General features: G+C 62.7%; 23 protein-coding genes. 14 read left to right on the forward strand and 9 right to left on the reverse strand.

What is annotated here, in order from left to right:
- Positions 1–6: 6 nt before the first annotated feature.
- From E8E68_RS12280 to E8E68_RS12290, 3 genes are all read right to left on the reverse strand, one after another.
- A complete protein-coding gene (locus E8E68_RS12280) occupies positions 7–960 on the reverse strand; it encodes an ornithine cyclodeaminase family protein (RefSeq protein WP_280341785.1) in 954 nt (317 codons plus the stop codon).
- On the reverse strand, positions 957–1958 hold the full coding sequence (locus tag E8E68_RS12285; RefSeq protein WP_280341787.1) for a threonine/serine dehydratase: 1002 nt from the start codon (positions 1956–1958) through the stop codon (positions 957–959). Before E8E68_RS12285 ends, E8E68_RS12280 begins: the two co-directional genes overlap by 4 nt.
- A 123-nt stretch (positions 1959–2081) precedes the next feature.
- Entirely contained in the window at positions 2082–2687 is a 606-nt protein-coding gene (locus tag E8E68_RS12290; RefSeq protein ID WP_280341790.1) for a PAS domain-containing protein, read from the reverse strand.
- Positions 2688–2939: 252 nt separating this feature from the next.
- Here E8E68_RS12290 and E8E68_RS12295 point away from each other — a divergent pair, with 252 nt between their 5' ends.
- Together E8E68_RS12295 and E8E68_RS12300 are read left to right on the forward strand one after the other, a co-directional pair.
- Complete coding sequence (locus E8E68_RS12295; protein WP_280341795.1) at positions 2940–3926, forward strand: DNA-binding protein; 987 nt, start codon at positions 2940–2942, stop codon at positions 3924–3926.
- A gap of 55 nt (positions 3927–3981) precedes the next feature.
- Positions 3982–4146 carry a DUF6021 family protein gene (locus tag E8E68_RS12300; protein ID WP_177410749.1) on the forward strand — a complete coding sequence of 55 codons (165 nt, stop codon included), beginning with the start codon at positions 3982–3984 and terminating at the stop codon, positions 4144–4146.
- Positions 4147–4187: 41 nt separating this feature from the next.
- On the opposite strand, the gene E8E68_RS12305 is transcribed toward E8E68_RS12300, so the two are convergent.
- Positions 4188–4439 (reverse strand): hypothetical protein, encoded by a 252-nt coding sequence (locus E8E68_RS12305; RefSeq protein ID WP_110745418.1) that lies wholly within the window; start codon positions 4437–4439, stop codon positions 4188–4190.
- A gap of 8 nt (positions 4440–4447) precedes the next feature.
- Positions 4448–4948, reverse strand: a complete 501-nt coding sequence (locus E8E68_RS12310; protein ID WP_110745417.1) for a DUF4142 domain-containing protein — start codon at positions 4946–4948, stop codon at positions 4448–4450.
- A gap of 150 nt (positions 4949–5098) precedes the next feature.
- Between E8E68_RS12310 and E8E68_RS12315 the strand changes: the two genes are divergently transcribed.
- Entirely contained in the window at positions 5099–6667 is a 1569-nt protein-coding gene (locus tag E8E68_RS12315) for a sensor domain-containing diguanylate cyclase (protein ID WP_280341800.1), read from the forward strand.
- Positions 6668–6760: 93 nt separating this feature from the next.
- Here E8E68_RS12315 and E8E68_RS12320 read toward each other — a convergent pair whose 3' ends face one another.
- Positions 6761–7474: an MgtC/SapB family protein gene (locus E8E68_RS12320; protein ID WP_110745415.1), complete on the reverse strand. Its 714-nt coding sequence runs from the start codon at positions 7472–7474 to the stop codon at positions 6761–6763.
- A gap of 392 nt (positions 7475–7866) precedes the next feature.
- On the opposite strand from E8E68_RS12320, the gene E8E68_RS12325 reads away from it, so the two are divergent.
- Positions 7867–8334 (forward strand): sterol desaturase family protein, encoded by a 468-nt coding sequence (locus tag E8E68_RS12325; RefSeq protein ID WP_266034239.1) that lies wholly within the window; start codon positions 7867–7869, stop codon positions 8332–8334.
- A 484-nt stretch (positions 8335–8818) separates the two neighbouring features.
- On the opposite strand, the gene E8E68_RS12330 is transcribed toward E8E68_RS12325, so the two are convergent.
- Positions 8819–9712, reverse strand: a complete 894-nt coding sequence (locus E8E68_RS12330) for a bile acid:sodium symporter family protein (protein WP_280341807.1) — start codon at positions 9710–9712, stop codon at positions 8819–8821.
- Between the two features lie 184 nt (positions 9713–9896).
- Between E8E68_RS12330 and E8E68_RS12335 the strand changes: the two genes are divergently transcribed.
- The 10 genes from E8E68_RS12335 (at position 9897) to E8E68_RS12380 (ending at position 18601) form a co-directional block, all read left to right on the forward strand.
- Positions 9897–10760 (forward strand): Dyp-type peroxidase, encoded by an 864-nt coding sequence (locus E8E68_RS12335; RefSeq protein WP_110745412.1) that lies wholly within the window; start codon positions 9897–9899, stop codon positions 10758–10760.
- A gap of 89 nt (positions 10761–10849) precedes the next feature.
- Complete coding sequence (locus E8E68_RS12340; RefSeq protein ID WP_266029267.1) at positions 10850–11758, forward strand: aldo/keto reductase; 909 nt, start codon at positions 10850–10852, stop codon at positions 11756–11758.
- A gap of 4 nt (positions 11759–11762) precedes the next feature.
- Positions 11763–13046 (forward strand): MFS transporter, encoded by a 1284-nt coding sequence (locus E8E68_RS12345; RefSeq protein WP_266029266.1) that lies wholly within the window; start codon positions 11763–11765, stop codon positions 13044–13046.
- Positions 13047–13193: 147 nt separating this feature from the next.
- Positions 13194–13370, forward strand: coding sequence for a KGG domain-containing protein (locus E8E68_RS12350; protein ID WP_110745409.1), 177 nt, complete (start codon positions 13194–13196; stop codon positions 13368–13370).
- A gap of 57 nt (positions 13371–13427) precedes the next feature.
- Positions 13428–13625: a hypothetical protein gene (locus E8E68_RS12355; RefSeq protein ID WP_110745408.1), complete on the forward strand. Its 198-nt coding sequence runs from the start codon at positions 13428–13430 to the stop codon at positions 13623–13625.
- Positions 13626–13645: 20 nt separating this feature from the next.
- The gene (locus E8E68_RS12360) at positions 13646–14977 is read left to right on the forward strand and encodes an iron-containing redox enzyme family protein (RefSeq protein ID WP_280341816.1); all 1332 of its coding nucleotides are present in this window, start codon (positions 13646–13648) and stop codon (positions 14975–14977) included.
- Entirely contained in the window at positions 14977–15930 is a 954-nt protein-coding gene (locus E8E68_RS12365) for a class I SAM-dependent methyltransferase (protein ID WP_280341818.1), read from the forward strand. Before E8E68_RS12360 ends, E8E68_RS12365 begins: the two co-directional genes overlap by 1 nt.
- A 5-nt stretch (positions 15931–15935) precedes the next feature.
- Positions 15936–17042 carry a carboxylate-amine ligase gene (locus E8E68_RS12370; RefSeq protein ID WP_266029263.1) on the forward strand — a complete coding sequence of 369 codons (1107 nt, stop codon included), beginning with the start codon at positions 15936–15938 and terminating at the stop codon, positions 17040–17042.
- 56 nt (positions 17043–17098) lie between these two features.
- On the forward strand, positions 17099–17686 hold the full coding sequence (locus E8E68_RS12375) for a nucleosidase (protein ID WP_110745404.1): 588 nt from the start codon (positions 17099–17101) through the stop codon (positions 17684–17686).
- Positions 17687–17779: 93 nt separating this feature from the next.
- Positions 17780–18601, forward strand: a complete 822-nt coding sequence (locus tag E8E68_RS12380) for a Ku protein (RefSeq protein ID WP_266029261.1) — start codon at positions 17780–17782, stop codon at positions 18599–18601.
- Positions 18602–18650: 49 nt separating this feature from the next.
- Here E8E68_RS12380 and E8E68_RS12385 read toward each other — a convergent pair whose 3' ends face one another.
- Positions 18651–19313 carry a glycosyltransferase gene (locus tag E8E68_RS12385; protein ID WP_266029260.1) on the reverse strand — a complete coding sequence of 221 codons (663 nt, stop codon included), beginning with the start codon at positions 19311–19313 and terminating at the stop codon, positions 18651–18653.
- The gene (locus E8E68_RS12390; RefSeq protein WP_266029259.1) at positions 19310–19909 is read right to left on the reverse strand and encodes an SAM-dependent methyltransferase; all 600 of its coding nucleotides are present in this window, start codon (positions 19907–19909) and stop codon (positions 19310–19312) included. Before E8E68_RS12390 ends, E8E68_RS12385 begins: the two co-directional genes overlap by 4 nt.
- Positions 19910–19915 lie beyond the last annotated feature (6 nt).

The raw sequence follows: 19915 nt of genomic DNA on the forward strand, positions 1-19915 counted from the left end.
GCAGTGCTAGTCGCAGGCGCTCAGTGCCGTCAGGGTGCAACTTGCGACTTGCGCATCTTGTACTGCTACGCCGGTCAAGTCTGCCAAGGTAATCTGGCCGTCGTGCTCACGCCCCTTGGCGCGGCCGGCCAGCAGCGCACCCAGTTCGATCAGCTGGTCAGGGCTGACTAGGCCACTGACGAGTGCGTGAGCCACTTCGCCGTACTGGCTGCACTGGACGACCGAGTCGACGATGATGCGATCGGCCCTGGCAACCAGCGCGGGCTCCAGTTCCTGCTTGCCCGGCGCATCGGCACCGACGGCGGTGATATGCGTGCCAGGCTGGACCCATTCGCTGCGCAACACCGGCTGGCGGGAAGGGGTGGCGCAGACAATCAGGTTGGCGGCCCCGGCGAGTTCGGCCGCATCCTGGGTGCTGCGAACCTGGAAGCCCAGGTGACGGGCAAAGGCTGCGCAGGCGTCAAGCCGGCTGGCATTGCGGCCCCAGACGAACACCTGGCGGCAATCCGTAACGGCGCGCAACTGTTCCAGCTGCATTTGTGCTTGCATCCCGGTACCAATAATGCCAATTGCCTTGACCTGCGCCGGTGCCAACAGCCTGGCCGCGATACGTCCGGCCAGGGCGGTGCGCATGCCGGTCAGCCAGCCTTCGTCCTGCAGCAGGGCCAGTGGTTGGCCAGTGGTCGCAGACAGCACCAGCATCAGGCCATCGTTGCTTGGCAGGCCCTTGGACGGGTTGTCATAGAAGCCGGTCGAGAGCTTGACGGTGAAGGTGGGGCTGCCTTCGACGTACGCCGATTTTACGCAGCAATCGCCGTTGTTTTGGGTAAATGCAAAGCTCTGCACAGGCGGCACTTGTACCCTGGAGTCCGAGTACGCGACAAAGCCTTCCTCAAGCCGGCGTACCGCCAGTTCCGTGTTGAAGCTGGCAATGATCTGGGCCTTGTCGTAGGTCTTCATCCGATCGCCTCTAGGAACTTGTCCAGCACGATGTTGCGGCCACACAGGATCACCGCGACCCGTTTGCCCCGATAGCGTTCGGCGAGCTTTTTCATGCCGGCGACCGCGACCCCCGCAGCACCTTCGATGATCCAACGTTCACTGCTGGCAATTTCACGCATGGCTGCGCGGATTTCGGCTTCGCTGACCCGCACGGTATCGGTCACCAGCGACTGGCACAGTGGGAAGGTGATAGCACCGGGTTCGACGCCGCCCGCAGTGCCGTCCGACAGCGTGTCGCGGGCGTCCACTTCAATAATTGTGCCGGCCTTGAGCGATTGCTCCAGGGCCGGGTCATTCTCGGGCCAGCAGCCGACGATCGCCGTGCCCGGCTTGAGTACCCGCAGCGCAGCGCCGATGCCGGCAATCATGCCGCCACCGCCCACGGCCACGAACACTGCATCCAGGTCTGGTGCCTGCTCGAACAACTCCATGCCAATGGTGCCCTGGCCGGCGATGACTTGCGGGTCGTTGTAGGGCGATACGAAGGGCACGCCCTGGGCTTTTGCCTGGCGGGCCGCCTCGAGCTCCACGCCGAGCGGGTCGATGGGCAGGCACATCACTTCAGCACCCAGCGCCCGCATCGCCGCGATTTTATAAGGGGAAGCCGAAGTGGCGGTGTAGACCTTGACCGGCACGCCGGCAGCCTTACCTGCCAAGGCGAGCGCCTGGCCGTGGTTGCCAGAGGAGGCGGCAATGACACCGTTGCCACGCTGGTCCGCCGGCAGCAAGCGGATCTTGTTGCTGGCGCCGCGAAACTTGAAAGAGCCGGTGTGCTGCAGGTGTTCGCATTTGAGCAGCACTTCACAGCCAGTCTGCGCCGACAGACTGGCGCTGTAAGTGAGCGGGGTGATACCGACAGCGGGACGCAGTGCGGCATGGGCTTGCTGGATGGCTTCATGGAGCGCATCGAGGTATGGGGCATCGACAACGGTTGAAGAAACTGTCCCGGGTGACATGCGGCGCTCCTGAATGCATGTGGAATATTTTTCCACGATAGAATATTCATCTACTTCAAGCAAGCGGGCAGGGCAACGGCTGGCATCACCTGTTTGGGTGGCCAGCGTGGCGGCGAGGCATTATCAGCCTTTGATTTCTTTCAGGTACTTGTACACGGTGGCGCGGCCCATGTTCAGCACGTTGGCAACATAATCGGCACCACTGCGCCCTTCGAACGCGCCTTCGGCATGCAGCGCCTGCACCAGGCTGCGCTTGTCCTTCATCTGCAGGGTTTGCAGGGACAGATTGCGCGCCTGCAGCCAGGCATGCAGAAAGGTGTTGATACGCTCCTGCCAGTCGTTGCGGAACAATGCGTCAGGCTGCGGCACCAGCCGGCTCATCTGGAAGAACGCGTCCAGCGCCACACGAGCCTGCTCGAGTACCGACACATTCAGGTTGATGCACATCAGGTGCTCGGCTTCGCCTTGGGCGTTGCGCAGCACGGTGCTGATGGACCGCACCTTCTGGCCATTCCAGTTGAGCTTTTCGTACGGGCCCAGATTGCCGCCCTCGAGCAGATCGCCCAGTTCGTGATCGATTGCCGAATCGTCACCCAGCTGCCGCTGGGAAAAGTTGTTGGCGATGTACACGACTGTCTGGCTGCCAAGGTCATGCACGATGACTTCAGCGTGCGGGTACAGCAGCAGGGCGATGCTGTCGGCGATTGCCTTGTAGTTTTCCAGGGTCATTTTCTGTGGGTGCTTTCTGTGAGCGCTTGGTACCGGACGCCCATGGTGCCGCCGCAGCGCCGCTGGCACAAGGTGGCGCACCACCGGCTTCAGTACGGCTTGAAGCATGGGAAACAGCCGCTTTTTGCAGCTCACATGCGATAAGCCGTGATTATTCAATCTTAGGAAACGTTTGCAGGGGTAAGATAGAGTTGCCATAATTGGTATGTAATTACATGTTACATAACACAGTACAAAATCGTAGGAGCAAGCATGGCCCGGGGCGGTATCAACAAGGTGGTAGTGCAGCAGGCGCGACAGGCGCTGATCGCCCGTGGCGAGAACCCCAGCATTGATGCGATACGTATCGAACTGGGCAATACGGGCTCCAAGACCACGATTCACCGCTACCTCAAAGAGTTGAACGGCCAGCATCCAGTGGCTTCCGAGGGCGGCGTGGCGCTGAGTGATGTTCTGAGCCGTCTGGTCGGGCAATTGGCAACACAACTGCAAGACGAGGCTGACCTGAAGATCGAACAGGCCGAAAGCGCCTTTACAGAACAGCGGGAGAGGCTGCAGGCGCAGTTGGAAAACGCCCAGCAGGCATTGGCTGCTGCTCAGCAACGCCATCAGATCGATGCAGCGGCCTTGGCCGCTGAGACTGAAAAGCTGTTGTCCACGCAGAGCACGCTGCAGGCTGAACAATTGCGCAGTGCCAGCCTCAATCAATCGCTGGGCGAGATGCAGGTGCGCCTTGCCGACAAGGACGAGCAGGTCAAGTCGCTGGAGGACAAGCACAGGCATGCCCGTGACGCGCTAGAGCACTATCGCACCGCCAGTCGCGAGCAACGGGAGCAGGACCAACGCCGTCACGAGGCACAACTGCAACAAATGCAGGTTGAGGTGCGCCAGTTGCAGCAGGGCATGATCGTCAAACAGGACGAACTGACCCGCCTGCACCGGGATAACGAGCGTTTGCTGGGCGAGCACCGCCAGGCTGCCAGTGAGTGCCGGGCGCAGGATGAGTTGCTGGAGCAACGCGATGCACAGATCCAGGGCTTGCGTACGATCCTGGCGCAGGCCCAGGGCGCAAGCGAGGAGATGCGCCGGCAACTGGACGTGCTGACACAAAGCCTGGAGCAACGTCGCGACATGTGCGCGGAGCAGGCGCGACAGCTACAGCATCTGCAGCAGCAGCTGCAAGCGCGTGACGAAGCACTGGCGCTGTGCAGGGCGCAGGTGGCTGAAGGCGCAGATTAATCAAACTTTTCCAGGCCGGGGCTTTCTTCCTTAAACACCCACGGGAGAGAACGCCATGACTGGATCACGACCACCTGAAAAAGAAGGGCCGCACTCCTCGGAGCAGGCTGAAACGCAGGATGATCTGGGTTTCGACCCGGATTCGCCCGATGTAGACGACCCACAGGTCGACCCACAAGGGCCGGCCAAGCCACCCAGAGATATCGAGAAGAACACCTGAACGCGTGTAGGAGCGGCGCAGCCGCTCCTACTACGATCCGCTCAGGATTCAGCCTGTCTCGCCGCTTCGACACCCGCCGCCGACAGCTTGATGGGGTAGTGCACGCTGATCTGGTGGTCACTGTTCACCGCCACGCTGCCATCCTGGATCAACCCGGCCTCCTGCAGTGTCTTGAGCATGCCTGCCACTGCTTTCTCACCGCGGTAGTTATCCAGCACTTCCTTGCCCAGCCCCTCGGGGTGCGCATGCAACAGCCGGGTAAGCACTTCGGTTTTCAATGCATCGTTGCTCATGTCGGGCCTCACTTGCCGTGCTTGGCCTGAAGTGCCTTGGCATGCTCCAGGTGCTGTTCCAGTTTGGGCAGGGTTTCGCTGGCGAAAGCCTTCAGCTCAGCCTTGTCAGACGATGCAGCCTCTTTCTTGAACAGCTCCACCGCTTTTTCGTGAGCGTCGACCTGGTTGTTGATGTACGACTTGTCGAACGATTCATCGCGCCATTCCAGGATCATCTTCTTGACCTTGTCGGTCATTGCAGCGTCATCCGGTACCGAAATGTCGAGCTTGCGGGCGATTTCAGCGAGTTTCTGGTTCGCCTGGGTGTGGTCAGTGACCATTTGCCCGGCAAAGGTCTTGATGTCGGCATTCTGGCTTTTTTCCTTGGCCAGGTTACCGGTGACCACCTCGGCAATGCCGGCCTCGGTTGCCGCATCGACGAAGTCATCGGAACTGGCCGCCAATGCATGCGCCGATGCCAGCCCCAGCACCATGGACAAACCGACGCGTTTCATGAATAGGCTGCTCATGCTTCACTCCTTACCCTTGGCGCGACCTCAGTGTCGCGTACGGTTGAGGGGGCGAGCGGGGTAAAGGTTTAATCTTTTTCGTCGCAGCTTTCTGTGCGCGGCGCTGAACTATAGTGAAAGGCGGCAAACGCGTTAAGGCCAGGGATTCCAATGGGCGCAGCCAGGCAACAGGACGACGACGGGCTTTTCGCCGCAACTGGCGAGGGGCGCGCGGTCGCGTTGTTCCGCCTGGTACTGGCCTTCATGGTGGTGGTGATGCTGGCCTTTGTGCTTGTGGAAGGCTGGCGCATCTGGCGTGATTACCGACACGCCTACGGCAATGCCGAGAACATGGTCACTAACCTGGCGCGAGCAACGGCGCAGCATGCTGAAGACGCCATTCGCCAGGTCGATGCCATCACCGCCGCCTTGGCTGAACGCCTGGAGGGTGACGGCTTCGAGCGTATCGACCGGCCGCGCCTGCATGCGTTGCTGGCGCAACAGAAGACCATCATGCCGCAGCTGCACGGGTTGTTCGTGTATGGGCCGGACGGCAGCTGGATCGTTACTGACCAGGCGGCCATCCCGCCGAACGCCAATAACGCCGACCGTGATTACTTTGTCTATCATCGCAACCACACCGACCGGGGTGTACGCATCGGCTCAGTGGTTCGTAGCCGCTCGACCGGCGACTTGATCATCCCCATTTCCAGGCGCCTGGAGTATGCCGATGGCAGCTTCGCCGGCGTACTCCTTGGCACCATCAAGGTCGAATGGTTCGTACGCTACTACGGTGATTTCAAGCTCGATGAGCGCGGCGCGCTGGTGCTGGCCAAGCGCGACGGCACCATCCTGGTACGCCGCCCCTTCGTGCAGCAGGTGATAGGCCGCAGCCTGGCGAGCAGCGAAATCTTCCGCAACCATTTGCCGTATGCCGCGGAGGGCGTAGCCGAGGCAGTCGCGGTGGTGGATGGCACTCCGCGGCTGTATGGATACCGTGCGCTGACCAGCTACCCGCTGGTGGTGGAAGCGGGGCTGTCGCGTGAGTCGATCATTGCGCCCTGGCGCCACGACGCGGTCAAGTCGGTGGCGGTGTTGCTGCTGTTTTTGCTCGGGCTGGCGGCCTTTGGCGGGGTAGTACTACGGCAGTTACGCGAGCGCATCGCCATCGAGCGGGCGCTGCACCAGGCGCACCAGACGCTGAAAGCGCTGGCATTGACCGATAGCCTGACCGGTCTGGGTAACCGTCGGCGGCTGGATGCGGTGTTCGAGCCCGAACTGCGCCGGGCGCGGCGGCAGGGTTATCCGCTGGCATTGGTGATGCTCGACCTGGATTACTTCAAAGCCTATAACGACTTGTACGGCCATCCCGCGGGCGACTGGTGCCTGCGGCGCTTTGCCGAGTTGCTGCCCCAGGTATTGAAACGGCCGGCCGACTTGGCGGTGCGCTATGGCGGCGAGGAATTCACCCTGCTGCTGCCCGATACCGATGGCCGAGGCGCAGAGCTTTTGGTGCTGGAGTTGCAACAACTGTTGCGACGCCAGGTGCTGGAGCATGCGGGTAGTCCGTTGGGGCGGGTGTCGTTCAGTGCGGGAATTGCCGTAGGTGACCTGGCGCGGGAGGGGGTGACGGCGCAGACGCTGCTTGCATCAGCGGATGCGGCGCTATACCAGGCCAAGCGCGAGGGCCGTGACGGGTACCGGGTGGCAGAGACGCTGGTTGTTCATGCGGACTCGTAATGTGCCGGGACCTGGCAGCCCGTTCGCAGCGCAAGGCTGCGCCTGCAGTCGAACGCGTTTGCAGGCGCGGCTTTCAGCTCCCGCCTTGGTCATTCAATCCGCCGCCAATACCTGTTGCTGTAACTGCCAGCGCACTGAACTTACCCCTTTTTCCAGGCTGACCCGGCTGACCAGGCGCTCCAGCTGCGCAGGGGCCTGGGCGGTGCCCAGCAATTCAGCACGTACTTCCAGCCGGGCAGGGTTGTCCAGATCAGCGCTTTGCAGTGACTGCAGGCGCAACTGCGGGTCGCCCAGGCTATGCAGCATGAGGCTGCGCACCTGGATCTCGTCCTCGGCGCGGCAGACGATGCGCACTTCGAAGTGCTGCTCCACCTCGGTGGCCGGCACCATGTCCTGCCGGTCCAGGCGCTGGGCGATGTCGCGCAGCAGGATATTGGCGCACAACACCACCAGGCTCCCGAGGGCCGCCTCCAGCAGCAGCCCCAGGCTGCACAGCACGCCAACCGCAGCGGTGCACCACAAGGTGGCGGCGGTATTCAGCCCACGGACGTTGAAACCGTCACGCATGATCACGCCACCACCAAGAAAGCCGATGCCCGAGACCACATAGGCAGCGACCCGTGAGGCATCGGCGGCGGCCATGCCCGGCACTGCCTGGGTCATCAGCACGAACAGGCAGGCACCTGTGCTGACCAGTGCGTTGGTACGCAGCCCGGTCAAGCGTTGGCGCAACTGGCGCTCGGCGCCGATCAGCGCCCCCAGCAGCAGGGCGATGCTGACGCGCAGCAGAAATATTTTCCAATCCATAGCAAACCTCTTCCACGGGCACACACCCGCATGAACGCCATCAGTTGGCGCGGTTGAAAAACCAGAAAAATGCGCAGGACCACGGGGAGGGGAGATGCGGGGTTACAAGAAACCACCGTCTTGCCAGGCTGGCCAGACAGTACAAGACACTGCCGGGCTAGCGCGCCACGCGGGCCTGTCGCAAGCGACTGGGGCTACTGTCCAAGGCAGGTCTCCTGTTGAGGAAGGCAAAATTGCGACGCGGACCATACGTTGCGTGGCCAAGCAGGTCAAGGGCAAAAACATGACAATGGCTTAATGCGCAAATGGGCCTCATCTGGTCACGCAAAATGGAAAAAAAACTGGCCAGCCGTTAACCTTGCGGCTCCCTTTGCCATCACCCGGATCGTTCCATGTTGTTCAATCTCACCGTGCTGTTCGGCACCCTGGTGGCCATGGAGGGCGTTGGCACGCTGGCGCACAAGTACATCATGCATGGCTGGGGCTGGTGGTTGCACCGCTCGCACCATGAGCCACAGCTGGGCATGCTCGAAACCAACGACCTGTACCTGGTGGCCCTGGGGCTGGTTGCTGCGGCACTGATGGCGCTGGGCAAAAGTGGCTATGCGCCGCTGCAGTGGGTGGGCGGTGGCGTGGCGGGTTATGGCGTGCTGTACGTGCTGGCCCATGATGGGTTCTTTCATCGGCATTGGCCGCGCGAGCCACGGCCGGTCAACCGCTACCTGAAGCGCCTGCACCGGGCGCACCGGTTGCACCACGCGGTGAAAGGGCGCACGGGGAGTGTGTCGTTCGGGTTTTTCTATGCGCCGCCGTTGAAGGTGTTGAAACAGCAACTTCGGGGCAACCGTAGCGAACGCTGACCGACGCTTGCTCGCGCCAGCTTCCAGGTGTTGTGCAAGCCAGTTGTTTCCCCAGGTACTGCATCATCCTCAAGCCAGCGGGGGTACCTGTGGGAGCGGGCTTGCCCCGCGAAGAATGCAGCATGGTGGATGGCACGGGCTTCGCCCGTGTTCGCGGGACAAGCCCGCTCCCACAGTCCAATTGCGCTAGATTCTAGAAATCGAGCAAGCCAGTTGTTTCCCCAGGTACTGCATCATCCTCAAGCCCGCTCCCACAGTGATTGCGCTAGATTCTAGAATTGAGCAAGCCAGTTGTTCCCCAGGTACTGCATCAGCCTCAAGCCAGCGGGGGTACCTGTGGGAGCGGGCTTGCCCCGCGAAGAATCCAACACGGTGGATGGCACGGGCTTCGCCCGTGTTCGCGGGACAAGCCCGCTCCCACAGGGATTGCGCTAGATTCTAGAAATTGAGCAAGACAGTTGCTTCCACCGGGTAACCAGCAACGTCAATTGAGGGTTTCAACCTTTGGCTGCGCCGCCGCATGCCCACGGCAGACCCACCAGCCGAACACAGCGGCGGTGAAGAACATGATCAGGCTGTAAAGCGCCGCCGGCACCGCCATGGTCGGGTTGTTCAGCAACGAAGGGCTCAACGCCAGGGCAATCGCCAGCGTCCCGTTGTGAATGCCAATCTCCATGCCGATGGCGATGGCCTGGCGCTTGGGAATGTGCAGCAAGCGCGGCACCCAGTAGCCGACCGTCAGGCTCAGCAGGTTGAACAGCAAAGCCGCCAGCCCCACCACCGGTGCGTACTCGACGACAGTCTGCCAGTCCTTGGCCAGGGCGAGGACGATGGTAAAGGCCAGGAACAGCGCTGCTACCAGCTTCATCGGTTTTTCCATCCGTGCGGCAAACCCAGGGGCGAAATGGCGAACCAGCATGCCCAGCGCCACGGGCAGCAGCACAATCGCGAACACCTGCATGACCTTGGCGAACTGCAGCGGGATGGCCTGGTCCGAGGCCATGAACCAGCCCAGCGACAGGTTCACCAGCAGCGGCATGGTCAGGATCGCGATCAGCGAATTGACCGCCGTCAGGGTGATGTTCAACGCCACGTCACCCTGGGCCAGGTGGCTGAACAGGTTGGCCGTGGTCCCCCCCGGCGAGGCGGCCAGCAGCATCATCCCCACTGCCAGGGCCGGCGCCAGACCGAAGCCGCTGGCGATCAGGAAGCACACCAGCGGCAGCAGCAGGATCTGACAGGCCAGGCCCACCACCACAGGTTTAGGATACTTGGCCACGCGCGCGAAGTCGGCCAAGGTCAGCGACAAGCCAAGGCCGAGCATGATGATGCCCAAGGCAAGCGGCAGTACAGCGGTGAGCAGTGGCGAGGCGGTCATGAGCGGACTCTCGGACGAAGTATCCCGAGCAGTGTAGGTCGCCGCTGATTCAGTGCTAATCGCAAATGGCCAGCTCTTGGTAACCAGTTGTTACCAACCACAGCGACCAATGAGGCCGTACGCCGCGTTGCGGCAGGCCTGCTGGCACAGTAGCATTCGCGTTTTTACCAAGGATTAGCCTGTCATGCCGTTCCAGCAAGGTCTGCTTGCCAAACCGGTGCCGGCCCACGCCCGCCACCTGTTCTTCTCCCTGCAGTCGCCCGAAGCGTTGCCTGCCGCCCTGGATGCCTTGCTGCCGCAGGTAGATGGCCTACAGCTGATCCTCGGCATCGGTGCGCCGCTGGCCAGGGCCCTGGGCCGTGATGTCCCAGGCTTGCGGGTTTTCCCGCTGCTGGATGCCGCAGTGGAGAACCCAAGCACGCAACACGCCCTGTGGCTGTGGCTGCGCGGTAACGAGCGGGGCGACCTGCTGTTGCGCGCCCAGGCCCTGGAGCACACGCTGGCACCAGCCCTGCGCCTGGCCGACAGCGTCGAGGGCTTCCTCCACCGTGGCGGCCGTGACTTGACTGGCTATGAAGACGGCACCGAAAACCCGGTGGATGAAGACGCCGAGCAGGCGGCCATTGCCGCCGATGGCTCCAGCTTCGCCGCATTCCAGCTGTGGAAACACGACCTGGAGTACTTCAAGTCGCTGCCCCAGGCTGACCAGGACAACATCATCGGCCGCCGCCTGAGCGACAACGAAGAACTCGAAGACGCCCCAGAGTCCGCCCACGTCAAGCGCACTGCGCAGGAAAGCTTCGAACCCGAGGCGTTCATGGTCCGTCGTTCGGTGTCCTGGGCCGACCAGCGCGGCGCCGGCCTGGCGTTCGTGGCCCTGGGCCACAGCTTCGATGCGTTCGAAGTGCAACTGCGGCGGATGAGCGGCCTGGAGGACGGCATCATCGATGGCCTCTACCGCTTCAGCCGTCCATTGACCGGTGGCTATTACTGGTGTCCACCCATGGGCGAGGCAGCTGTCGACCTGAGCCAGCTGCTTCAGGCCTGATCAATAAACATTCAGATACATAAACCCACAGCGGCGCGGAATAGAGCGGCTAGCCTTGAAAGTTTCCGATTCATGACGGGAGCTTTTCCATGTACGCACGTCGTGATGTCCTACGCGCCGGTGCCACCTTGGGCCTGCTGGCTGCGACCCCTTGGCTGTACGCCGCCACACCGGCGGCGTTGCTGACCCGCAAGGTGCCGTCCACGGGTGAAGCTTTGCCGGTGATTGGCGCTGGTACGTCCGGTAGCTTCGAGGTACCCGCCGGCTCGGCCGCTTACCAGCAATTGAAAGCGGTGCTCAAGGCGTTTTTCGAAGGCGGGGGCCGGGTGATCGATACCTCGCCGAACTACGGCGGCGCCGACAGCATTCTGGGCCAGTTGCTGGAGGAGGGTGGCTGGCACCAGCAGTGCTTCATTGCCACCAAAATCGCTGCCGACAGCCCGGCCGACGCCCAGGCGCAGTGGGCCGACAGCCTCCGGCGCCTGCGTACCGACAAGGTCGACCTGCTGCAAATCCACAACCTGCGCGACTGGCAGACCCAGCTGCCCTATGCCCGCGAGCTGAAGCAGCAGGGCAAGACCCGTTATGTCGGGATCACCCACTACCTGAACAGTGGCCATGACCAAGTCGCCCGTATCGTGCGTAACGAGCCGCTGGACTTCATCCAGATCAATTACTCGGTCAATGCGCCCGACGCGGCCCGCGAACTGCTGCCGCTGTGCCAGGACAAGGGCGTCGCGGTACTGATCAACCGGGCTTTCGACGACGGCCGCTTGTTCGCTCGGGTCAAGGACCAGGCATTGCCCGGCTGGGCCGCCGAAATGGGCATCGGCAGCTGGGCGCAACTGTTTCTCAAGTTCGCCATCAGCCACCCTGCAGTAACCACGGTCATCCCTGCCACCGGTCGGCCCGACCGCCAGCTTGACCAGCTCAAGGCCGGGCAAGGGCCGATGCTCACCCCGGCGCAGCAGCAGGCGCTGATCAAGCAGTTCGCGTGACCCGATGACAGCCTGGCGGCGGCGCCTTGAGCACGGGCTGAACATTCAGCCCGGCGAGGGTGCGGCGGTAGTCGCCGGCTTGCTGCTGTTCTACCTGTTGTTCACCGGCTACTTCATGTTGCGCCCGGTGCGCGAGACCATGGGCGTTGCCGGTGGCGTGGAGAACCTGCAATGGCTGTTCAGTGGTACCTTCATCGCCACGCTGGCGTGCTTGCCGCTGTTCGGCTGGCTGGCGTCGCGGGTACAACGCCGGTATATCCTGCCGTGGACCTATGGTTTTTTCGCCAGCAACCTGCTGTTGTTCGCCGGGCTGTTTTCCCGCGAGGCGGATGACCTGTGGACCGCCCGGGCATTCTACATATGGCTGTCGGTGTTCAATCTGCTGACCATCTCGCTGGCCTGGAGCGTGCTGGCCGACCTGTTTTCCACGGCCCAAGGCAAGCGCCTGTTCGGCTTGCTGGCGGCCGGGGCAAGTCTGGGCGGGCTCAGCGGCCCCATTCTTGGCACCCTGCTGGTGGCGCCGTTGGGCCATGCCGGGCTGCTGCTCCTGGCGGCGGCCTTTCTGCTTGGCAGTATCGGCGCGGCGCTGTTCCTGCAACGCTGGCGTGCGCGGCAACCATTGCCGGAGCAAGCCCTGCGCCCCGACTCGCGGCCCTTGGGCGGCAACCCCTTCGCCGGGGCAACCGCGGTAGCGCGTTCGCCTTATCTGCTGGGCATTGGTCTGTTCGTGGTGCTGCTGGCCAGCGTCAGTACTTTCCTGTATTTCGAGCAGGCGCGCATCGTCAGCGAAACCTTCACCGACCGCACCCGGCAAACCCAGGTTTTCGGCCTGATCGACAGCGTGGTACAGGCCCTGGCCATCCTGACCCAGGTGTTTCTTACCGGGCGCCTGGCCCGGCGGTTGGGGGTAGGGGTTTTGCTGGTCGCGGTACCACTGGTAATGACCGCGGGCTTCCTGTGGCTGGCACTGGCCCCGGTGTTTGCCGTGTTCGTGGTGGTGATGGTGGTACGCCGCGCCGGGGAATACGCGCTGGTGCGGCCGGGGCGCGAGATGCTGTTCACCGTGCTGCCTACCGAGGACAAGTACAAAGCCAAGAACTTCATCGACACCGTGGTCTACCGGGGCGCAGACGCCCTCAGCGGCTGGGTCAAGCGTGCCCTGGACGTGCTGGGCGATCACCCCCAGTTGGCAATGTTCATCGGTGCGTTTCTGGCCCTGGGCTGGGCCGCTACCGGCGGCTGGCTTGGCCGTCGTCAGGCGCGCCTTGACAGCCAGTCGCGCGACTGAACAGCGCACCAAATATGGCGTGGCCGCTTATTTAATGCCACCGGTCCGAACCCTTCGCAATAAAACGAATCCCGCCATATGTGCGAACTCCGAACAAGTGTACGGCAGTCAAGCCGTGCACTCCGAAGTCATATGAGGTTTGCGACCATGGCCAACAAAGAGAACAGCCGTACCGGCAATCAACAAGGCAGCCAGGGCGGTACCAAAAACCCAGGCAACTTTGCTAATGACCGCGAAAAAGCCTCCGAGGCAGGCCGTAAAGGCGGCCAGCACTCCGGTGGCAGCCAGAGCAGTGAATCAAGCCGCAAAGGCGGCCGCTCGTAAGTGAGGCCATGCAGTGCCGGGTAACCGGCACTGCAATTTCCCGCGCTGGAGGACAGTATGCGATTGACACCCCTGCTAGCCCTGATGGGCGCCCTTACCTTGCTTGGCGGCTGTTTTGACCGCGATAACGACCACCCGGCCAAGGATGCCGACCCCAGCAAGCCGTCCCTGCAGATGCAGCAACCCGACGACAAGCCCGCCCCACAACCTGCACCCGATCCTGAACCGATGCCTGGGCAGAAACCCAGCCAGTAAACGTGCATGAGGAACTCGGCATGACGGTCATGACCCGCAAGACTGCTGCGATGGTATCGGCCACGCCAAATGGGCCAGGCCTGCAGCAGCGCTATGACGCGTTGCTTGAAGGCAGTGACAGGGTCAGCGTCGAGTGGTTGAACGAACAGCTGAAGCAGGCCAGGCACCTGCCGGATGACCTGCCTGCCAACCCCGCGCATCTTGAAGCCTGGAGTGCCCGTCACGCCGCAGACGTAGCGCTAGCTTATGCTGCCTACCTTGAGGAGCGCCACCAAGGCGAACCGCGCCGGTATTTTGCAACGCGCGCCCAGGCGTTGTGGTTTTTGCAGCAAGTAGCGCCGACCAAGGCAGTGGATGGTGCATGGCTACATAGTGCACTGCGCCATTGGCATGACCCACGCTACCACGGCCTGATTCGCACTTATCTCGAAGAGCTTGGCAGTGGCGACCCACGCTGCAACCATGTGCTGATCTACCAACGCCTGATGAGCCGGCTGGGCTGCCTGGAGCAGTTGCAGCTCGAGGACGACCGCTATCTACAAGGTTCGGTACAACTTGCACTTGGGCTCTACGGTGACCAGTTCCTGCCAGAGGTGATCGGCTACAACCTCGGCTACGAGCAGCCGCCACTGCATTTACTGATTACTACCTACGAGCTCGCCGAACTGGGTATCGATGGCCAGTATTTTCAATTGCACGCCACCATCGACAACGCCGCCAGCGGCCACGCCTACCTCTCGATCCAGGCCCTGCGCCAGCTCTGCCCGGCCGACGACCCTCGCGGCTTTTATCGGCGCGTGCGGCTGGGGTATCGCTTGAATGATCTGGGCATCGACACACCGCACCTGATCAGCTGCTTCGATCTTGAGGCGGCGTTGATTCAGGCCTTGGAGCACAAGCGCCCATTTGGCCAGTTCATGCACTCTGACCGCTGCCGGCTGCAGGGGCGCACGATCAACCAGTGGTTGGCCGAACCTGGCGCCATGCCACGGTTTCTGCAAGCGTTGCAGGCACAAGGCTGGATTCGCCGCGGTGAAGACCCGGCCCAGAGCCGTTGGTGGAAGCTTGTGGAAGGCCCGTCCGCACCCATGTACGGGGTGTTTACCCCCTATGAAAAACAGCTGTGGCACGACTGGATTGCGGCAGGCTGGCAGTCGCGCATCAGGCGAGTGCTGCCCGGCAGCTGGGAAGTCGCGCTAACGCCTGACGAGATGTCTGACGAAAGCGCCGAGCCTGATATCGATAACCTGATCGAAAGGATGTCCGGCAATCGGCACGCGGCGCCTGAAGGTCTGCGTGCTACCCGTGCCTACCTGCGTGCCACAGGTATGATTCAGGAGGGCGCTCGCTGATGATGCTTGACCCGCAGCAACTCGCGACCGACCAGGCACTACTGCAACTGGGCAAGCGGCTGCGCGCCGATGGTTATCGGTTTACCTGTGTGACACCTGCCACCCATGCCCGCGTCATTGCTCGCCGTGCAGGCCAGCATGCACATACGCTGCGCGATGTATTCGGCTGGAGTCGGCCGTTCGCTCCCGGGCTTGTCTCCAGCGATGAACTGGGCCAGTTACAGCGTGCCGGGGTGCTTGCCGCGCAGGGCGACCTGTTGCGAAGCACAGTGCGCTGGTCCACGCTGGATGATTTGTTGCTCGTGCATTCAGCCTATCCGACTGACGCCACAGACGCGGTGTTTTTTGGCCCGGACAGCTACCGCTTTGCCCAAGTCATTCACGCGCATATGCAAACCAGTCCCAAGCGCGTAGAGCATGCGGTCGATATTGGCTGTGGTACCGGTATCGGCGCCTTGCTGATTGCCCGCGGCGCGCAACATGCCCAAGTCAGTGCCGTGGACATCAACCCGTTGGCGCTGCGCTATACCGCCCTAAACGCAGCATTGGCGGGCGTGAGCAATGTGTCCGTGGAGCCCAGTAACTTGCTCGACGGCGTTACTGGCACATTCGACCTGATCGTCGCCAATCCCCCCTACATGCTCGATGCTGGCGAGCGGACCTACCGGCATGGCGGTGGCACCCTGGGGGCCGAGCTGTCCCTGCGTATCGTCGAACAAGCACGTGAACGGCTCAGCCCAGGCGGGTCGTTGCTGTTGTATACCGGCGTGGCGGTGGTCGATGGGCGTGACGCCTTGCTTGAAGCCATCCGCCTGCGCCTGGCCGGGCCTGATTGGTCGTGGGTGTATCGCGAAGTCGACCCGGACGTGTTCGGCGAGCAACTGGCCGAGCGCGGCTATGAGCAGGTCGAACGCATCGCTGCCGTTGCGCTCACCGTTACCCGTATCGGCTGAGCACCATGGTTGAGCGCTGTACGTTCGGTATCGAGGAAGAATACCTGCTCGTCAGCTTGGCCTCCGGACGCGTAAAGGCCGCGCCCTCGCCAACGCTGATCGGCCGCTGTCGCGAAGTGATGGGGCAGTATTTTGCCCAGGAAATGTTCCGTAGCCAGATCGAGGTTGCATCGCCAGTGTTCGCCAACCTGTACGAGGCGCGCGAATTCTTCCAGCACGGCCGCTGCGCGCTGCGCTCGGCATTGGCCGAGGAGGGTTTGGGGCTGTACGCCGCAGCCAGCCACCCCAATGCCGACTGGCTAAGACAGCGGCCTGCTGCATCGGCCCACTACCAGCAGTTGTTCGATGACTACGGCCACGTGGCGCGGCGTAGCTTGCTCAATGGCCTGCATGTGCACGTGGGCGTAGGGCCCGGCTGCGACCGCATGCAGCTGATCAACCGGTTGCTGGGCTGGCTCCCGCTGTTGCTGGTGCTGAGTACCTCATCACCTTTATGGCAGGGTCGGAGCACCGGCTATATGAGCTATCGCCGGGTAATTTGCGGGGAGTGGCCGCACATGGGCTTGCCCGAAGCGCTGCCGGACTGGGGCGCATACCAACGTTACCGCGCACTGTTGCAACGCACAGGTGCGATGGCAGAGAAGGGCGATTTCTGGTGGGCGATTCGCCCCTCGCGACGCTACCCGACGGTTGAATTGCGCATTTGCGATGGCTGCCCTCACCTGGAAGATGCCTTATGCATCGCCGCACTTTTCCGCCACCTGGTGGAGCACAGCATCAACCACCGTCATCAACCGGCCGCCTGCAACCGCGAGTTGCGTTGGGTTGCCCAAGAAAATTATTGGCGCGCAATGCGTCATGGGCGCCGTGGGCAGTTCATCGGCACGCACGAGCAGCAGCCGGTCACAGCCGAGGGCTGGCTGGCCCAGTTGCAGGAGCAGGTTCCCATCGATAGCGCCGACGCCGAGCGCGCCTGCCAGCATGCCCGTGAACTGCTGCGCAATGGCACTCATGCCGACCTGCAGTTGCAGTGCCTGGCACAGGCCGGCGCTGACGGGCTGGGCAAGGCGCAGGCACTGCACGCCGTGGTGGCCGCCGGGGCTTGCAATTAGGCGGCGTTGGCCGACAATGACCGCGCCCATTGCAGCCATTCGGAAACACCTGCTCCATGATGCTGATCAAGCAATTCCCCGACATTTCCCTGGATGACACATTGTTCGTCTTCGCCCTCGAAGCCGAAGCAGGCGATGTTTTCCAGGCACTCAACACCGTGTTCACCGGTATCGGCAAGGTCAATGCTGCCATCGCCCTGACCAAGGCCATCGCGGTCCACAAGCCCAGGCTGATCGTCAATTTGGGCTCTGCTGGCAGCCAGCGCCACGGTAAGGGTTCGGTGGTGTGCTGCAACCGTTTCGTGCAGCGCGACATGGATGTGACGCCTTTGGGCTTTGCCCGTTACGAGACGCCGCTGTCGGACATTCCGGTGGTGCTGGAACACGGCGCGGCCATTCCTGGCCTGGCCTTGGAGACCTGCGGCAGCGGCGACAGCTTCGAGGTCAACCATGGCGACGCCCCTTATGACGTGGTGGACATGGAAGCCTATGTGCTGGCGTTGATCGCACGCGGCGAAGGCATTCCGTTCGTGTGCCTGAAATACATTTCCGACGATGCCGGCAGCGAGGCGGCAGGGGACTGGGCGGTGCAGGTGCATCTGGCGGCCGAAGCGTTCAGGCGGGTGCTGTTCAGCCAGGTTTGATCACGGGCGGCGTTGCCGTAGGGCAGGGCAGCTAAACCTTCGTGGCTTGCCGCAGTCACTTCTGGTATCGGCAGGCAACCCTGGAGCAGCGTCATGGCTCGTGCAATCTGGAAAGGCGCCATTAGCTTTGGCCTCGTGCATATCCCCGTAGCCCTCAATACCGCCGTACGCAGCGAGCGTGTGGATTTCGACTGGCTCGACAAGCGCAGCATGGAGCCAGTGGGCTACAAACGGATCAACAAGGTGAGCGGCAAGGACATCGACAAGGACAACATCGTCAAAGGCGTGGAGTTCGAGAAAGGCCGCTATGTGGTGATCAGCGAGGAAGAAATCCGCAAGGCCCGGCCCGAAGCGACGCAAACGATCGATATCTTTTCCTTCGTCGACGCCAGCGAGATCCCGCTACAGCATTTCGATACGCCGTACTACCTGACCCCCGACCGGCGTGGGGGCAAGGTGTATGCCTTGCTCCGCGAAACATTGCAAAAGACCGGCAAGGTGGCGCTGGCCACCGTGGTGCTGCACACCCGCCAGCACCTGGCGCTGCTGCGGCCGCTGGAAGATGCGCTGGTGATGATTACCCTGCGCTGGCCGGACGAAGTGCGCGGGCTGGAGTCGTTGGAACTGGACAGTAGCGTGACCGACACCAAGGTGGAGAAGCGCGAGCTGGACATGGCCAAGCGACTGGTGGAGGACATGAGCGGGTCCTGGCAGCCCGAGAATTACCATGACGCTTTCCGCCAGACCATCATGGATCTGGTGGAAGAGAAGGCCAGCAAGGGCAAGATCGAGACCGTGGAGAAGGGCGAAGCGGGTGGCTCGGACAAAGGTGCGGATATCCTCGACCTCACCGAACTGCTCAAGCGCAGCCTCGGTGGCAAGAAACCGGCGAAGAAGGCCCGCAAGGCCTCCTAGTCCCCGGGCGATTACCGGGGCGCCTTGCGCTCCGGCTGACCTGTGGGCATCACTGGAGGTGCGCCTGTAATCCTTCGAGATAATCGCCGAAACCCTCCCGGGCACGGCTGTCTCGCCGGCTGCTGGTCACCACGCTGTGCCTGGCGGTCCAGACGATCTGCGCGCCACTGGCCTGCAGGTCGCTGACCAGTTGCACATCTTCGTGGGCCGCCAAGGGCTGAAAACCGCCCACGCGCTGGTAGGCGTCCGCGCAGATGCCCAGGTTGGCCCCGTGCACATGCCGGTGGCCTTCGCAGGCCGCGTAGCGGCTTTGGTACAACTTGCGCAACGCCGCGGTCTGCCACGGCTGCCAATATTCCACATGCACCGTGCCGCAAACCACCTCGGCGCTACAGCCCAGCTGGGACACCAACCAGTGCGCCGGCACACGGCTGTCGGCATCGGTGCACGCCAACCACTGCGCGCCGCGCTCGACCATGTGCGCGGCACCCACCCGCCGGGCCATGCCCACATTTCCCGCATCCACGGCCAGCACCTGCACGCCGAAGCGCCGCGCCACGGCCGCACTGCCATCGCTGCAGCGATCCAACACCACCAGCACTTCCACCCGATGCCCCGCCTGCTGCGCCTGCGACGCGGCAATCAGCACCGCCCGCAAGCACCGGCCCAAGCGGCGCGCCTCGTTGTGCGCCGGAATGACGACGGCAATCATGGGCATGTCTCGTCGAGGTCGACCACGCTTGGCTGGCACGACCAGTATTCCAGCACGAAGTCCGCCTCCTCGTGCTTCAACTGCTGATACAACGGCAGGTGCCGGGCGAGCATGCGGTGCACTTCGCGGCCGTCCTGCGGGCAACCGGCAATGGGGTGCTTCCAGTGGCAGACCAGCAGCGCGCCATCGTAGGTCAGGCTGGCCACTGATTGTTCGATCACCTGCAGCCAGTCGGTGGAGTCCAGGTAGTAGCCTACTTCGCTGAGCACGATCAGGTCGAAGCGCCCGCCCGGCCAGTCAGCCGGTAGCCGGGCCAGTTCCACCGAAGCATTGCGCACCTCTGCCAGGCGCTCGCGGGCCAGGCGCGCGGCGGTGGGGTCGAGGTCCTGGCACAGCAGTTCTGCGCAGCGTTCGGCCAGCAACGCACTGAGTTCGCCATTGGCGCAGGCTGGCTCGAACACGCGCTGGTAGCACTGGCGCGGCAAGCAGGCCATGACCAGTTCGCGCTTGCGCTTCTCGTACCAGCGGGTGCGGAAGGCCCAAGGGTCCTCGCTGGTGGCGTAAAGGTCGGCAAAATATTGTGGGCTGAGGCTCATGACAAC

The organism is Pseudomonas sp. BN607 (assembly GCF_029871175.1).
Classification (GTDB): Bacteria; Pseudomonadota; Gammaproteobacteria; order Pseudomonadales; family Pseudomonadaceae; genus Aquipseudomonas.

What these genes read in the sequence shown, in the direction of transcription:
- E8E68_RS12280 (WP_280341785.1), bottom strand. Translation starts at nt 960, where the DNA reads ATGAAGACCTACGACAAGGCCCAGATCATTGCCAGCTTCAACACGGAA.
- E8E68_RS12285 (WP_280341787.1), bottom strand. Translation starts at nt 1,958, where the DNA reads ATGTCACCCGGGACAGTTTCTTCAACCGTTGTCGATGCCCCATACCTC.
- E8E68_RS12290 (WP_280341790.1), bottom strand. Translation starts at nt 2,687, where the DNA reads ATGACCCTGGAAAACTACAAGGCAATCGCCGACAGCATCGCCCTGCTG.
- E8E68_RS12295 (WP_280341795.1), top strand. Translation starts at nt 2,940, where the DNA reads ATGGCCCGGGGCGGTATCAACAAGGTGGTAGTGCAGCAGGCGCGACAG.
- E8E68_RS12300 (WP_177410749.1), top strand. Translation starts at nt 3,982, where the DNA reads ATGACTGGATCACGACCACCTGAAAAAGAAGGGCCGCACTCCTCGGAG.
- E8E68_RS12305 (WP_110745418.1), bottom strand. Translation starts at nt 4,439, where the DNA reads ATGAGCAACGATGCATTGAAAACCGAAGTGCTTACCCGGCTGTTGCAT.
- E8E68_RS12310 (WP_110745417.1), bottom strand. Translation starts at nt 4,948, where the DNA reads ATGAGCAGCCTATTCATGAAACGCGTCGGTTTGTCCATGGTGCTGGGG.
- E8E68_RS12315 (WP_280341800.1), top strand. Translation starts at nt 5,099, where the DNA reads ATGGGCGCAGCCAGGCAACAGGACGACGACGGGCTTTTCGCCGCAACT.
- E8E68_RS12320 (WP_110745415.1), bottom strand. Translation starts at nt 7,474, where the DNA reads ATGGATTGGAAAATATTTCTGCTGCGCGTCAGCATCGCCCTGCTGCTG.
- E8E68_RS12325 (WP_266034239.1), top strand. Translation starts at nt 7,867, where the DNA reads ATGTTGTTCAATCTCACCGTGCTGTTCGGCACCCTGGTGGCCATGGAG.
- E8E68_RS12330 (WP_280341807.1), bottom strand. Translation starts at nt 9,712, where the DNA reads ATGACCGCCTCGCCACTGCTCACCGCTGTACTGCCGCTTGCCTTGGGC.
- E8E68_RS12335 (WP_110745412.1), top strand. Translation starts at nt 9,897, where the DNA reads ATGCCGTTCCAGCAAGGTCTGCTTGCCAAACCGGTGCCGGCCCACGCC.
- E8E68_RS12340 (WP_266029267.1), top strand. Translation starts at nt 10,850, where the DNA reads ATGTACGCACGTCGTGATGTCCTACGCGCCGGTGCCACCTTGGGCCTG.
- E8E68_RS12345 (WP_266029266.1), top strand. Translation starts at nt 11,763, where the DNA reads ATGACAGCCTGGCGGCGGCGCCTTGAGCACGGGCTGAACATTCAGCCC.
- E8E68_RS12350 (WP_110745409.1), top strand. Translation starts at nt 13,194, where the DNA reads ATGGCCAACAAAGAGAACAGCCGTACCGGCAATCAACAAGGCAGCCAG.
- E8E68_RS12355 (WP_110745408.1), top strand. Translation starts at nt 13,428, where the DNA reads ATGCGATTGACACCCCTGCTAGCCCTGATGGGCGCCCTTACCTTGCTT.
- E8E68_RS12360 (WP_280341816.1), top strand. Translation starts at nt 13,646, where the DNA reads ATGACGGTCATGACCCGCAAGACTGCTGCGATGGTATCGGCCACGCCA.
- E8E68_RS12365 (WP_280341818.1), top strand. Translation starts at nt 14,977, where the DNA reads ATGATGCTTGACCCGCAGCAACTCGCGACCGACCAGGCACTACTGCAA.
- E8E68_RS12370 (WP_266029263.1), top strand. Translation starts at nt 15,936, where the DNA reads ATGGTTGAGCGCTGTACGTTCGGTATCGAGGAAGAATACCTGCTCGTC.
- E8E68_RS12375 (WP_110745404.1), top strand. Translation starts at nt 17,099, where the DNA reads ATGATGCTGATCAAGCAATTCCCCGACATTTCCCTGGATGACACATTG.
- E8E68_RS12380 (WP_266029261.1), top strand. Translation starts at nt 17,780, where the DNA reads ATGGCTCGTGCAATCTGGAAAGGCGCCATTAGCTTTGGCCTCGTGCAT.
- E8E68_RS12385 (WP_266029260.1), bottom strand. Translation starts at nt 19,313, where the DNA reads ATGATTGCCGTCGTCATTCCGGCGCACAACGAGGCGCGCCGCTTGGGC.
- E8E68_RS12390 (WP_266029259.1), bottom strand. Translation starts at nt 19,909, where the DNA reads ATGAGCCTCAGCCCACAATATTTTGCCGACCTTTACGCCACCAGCGAG.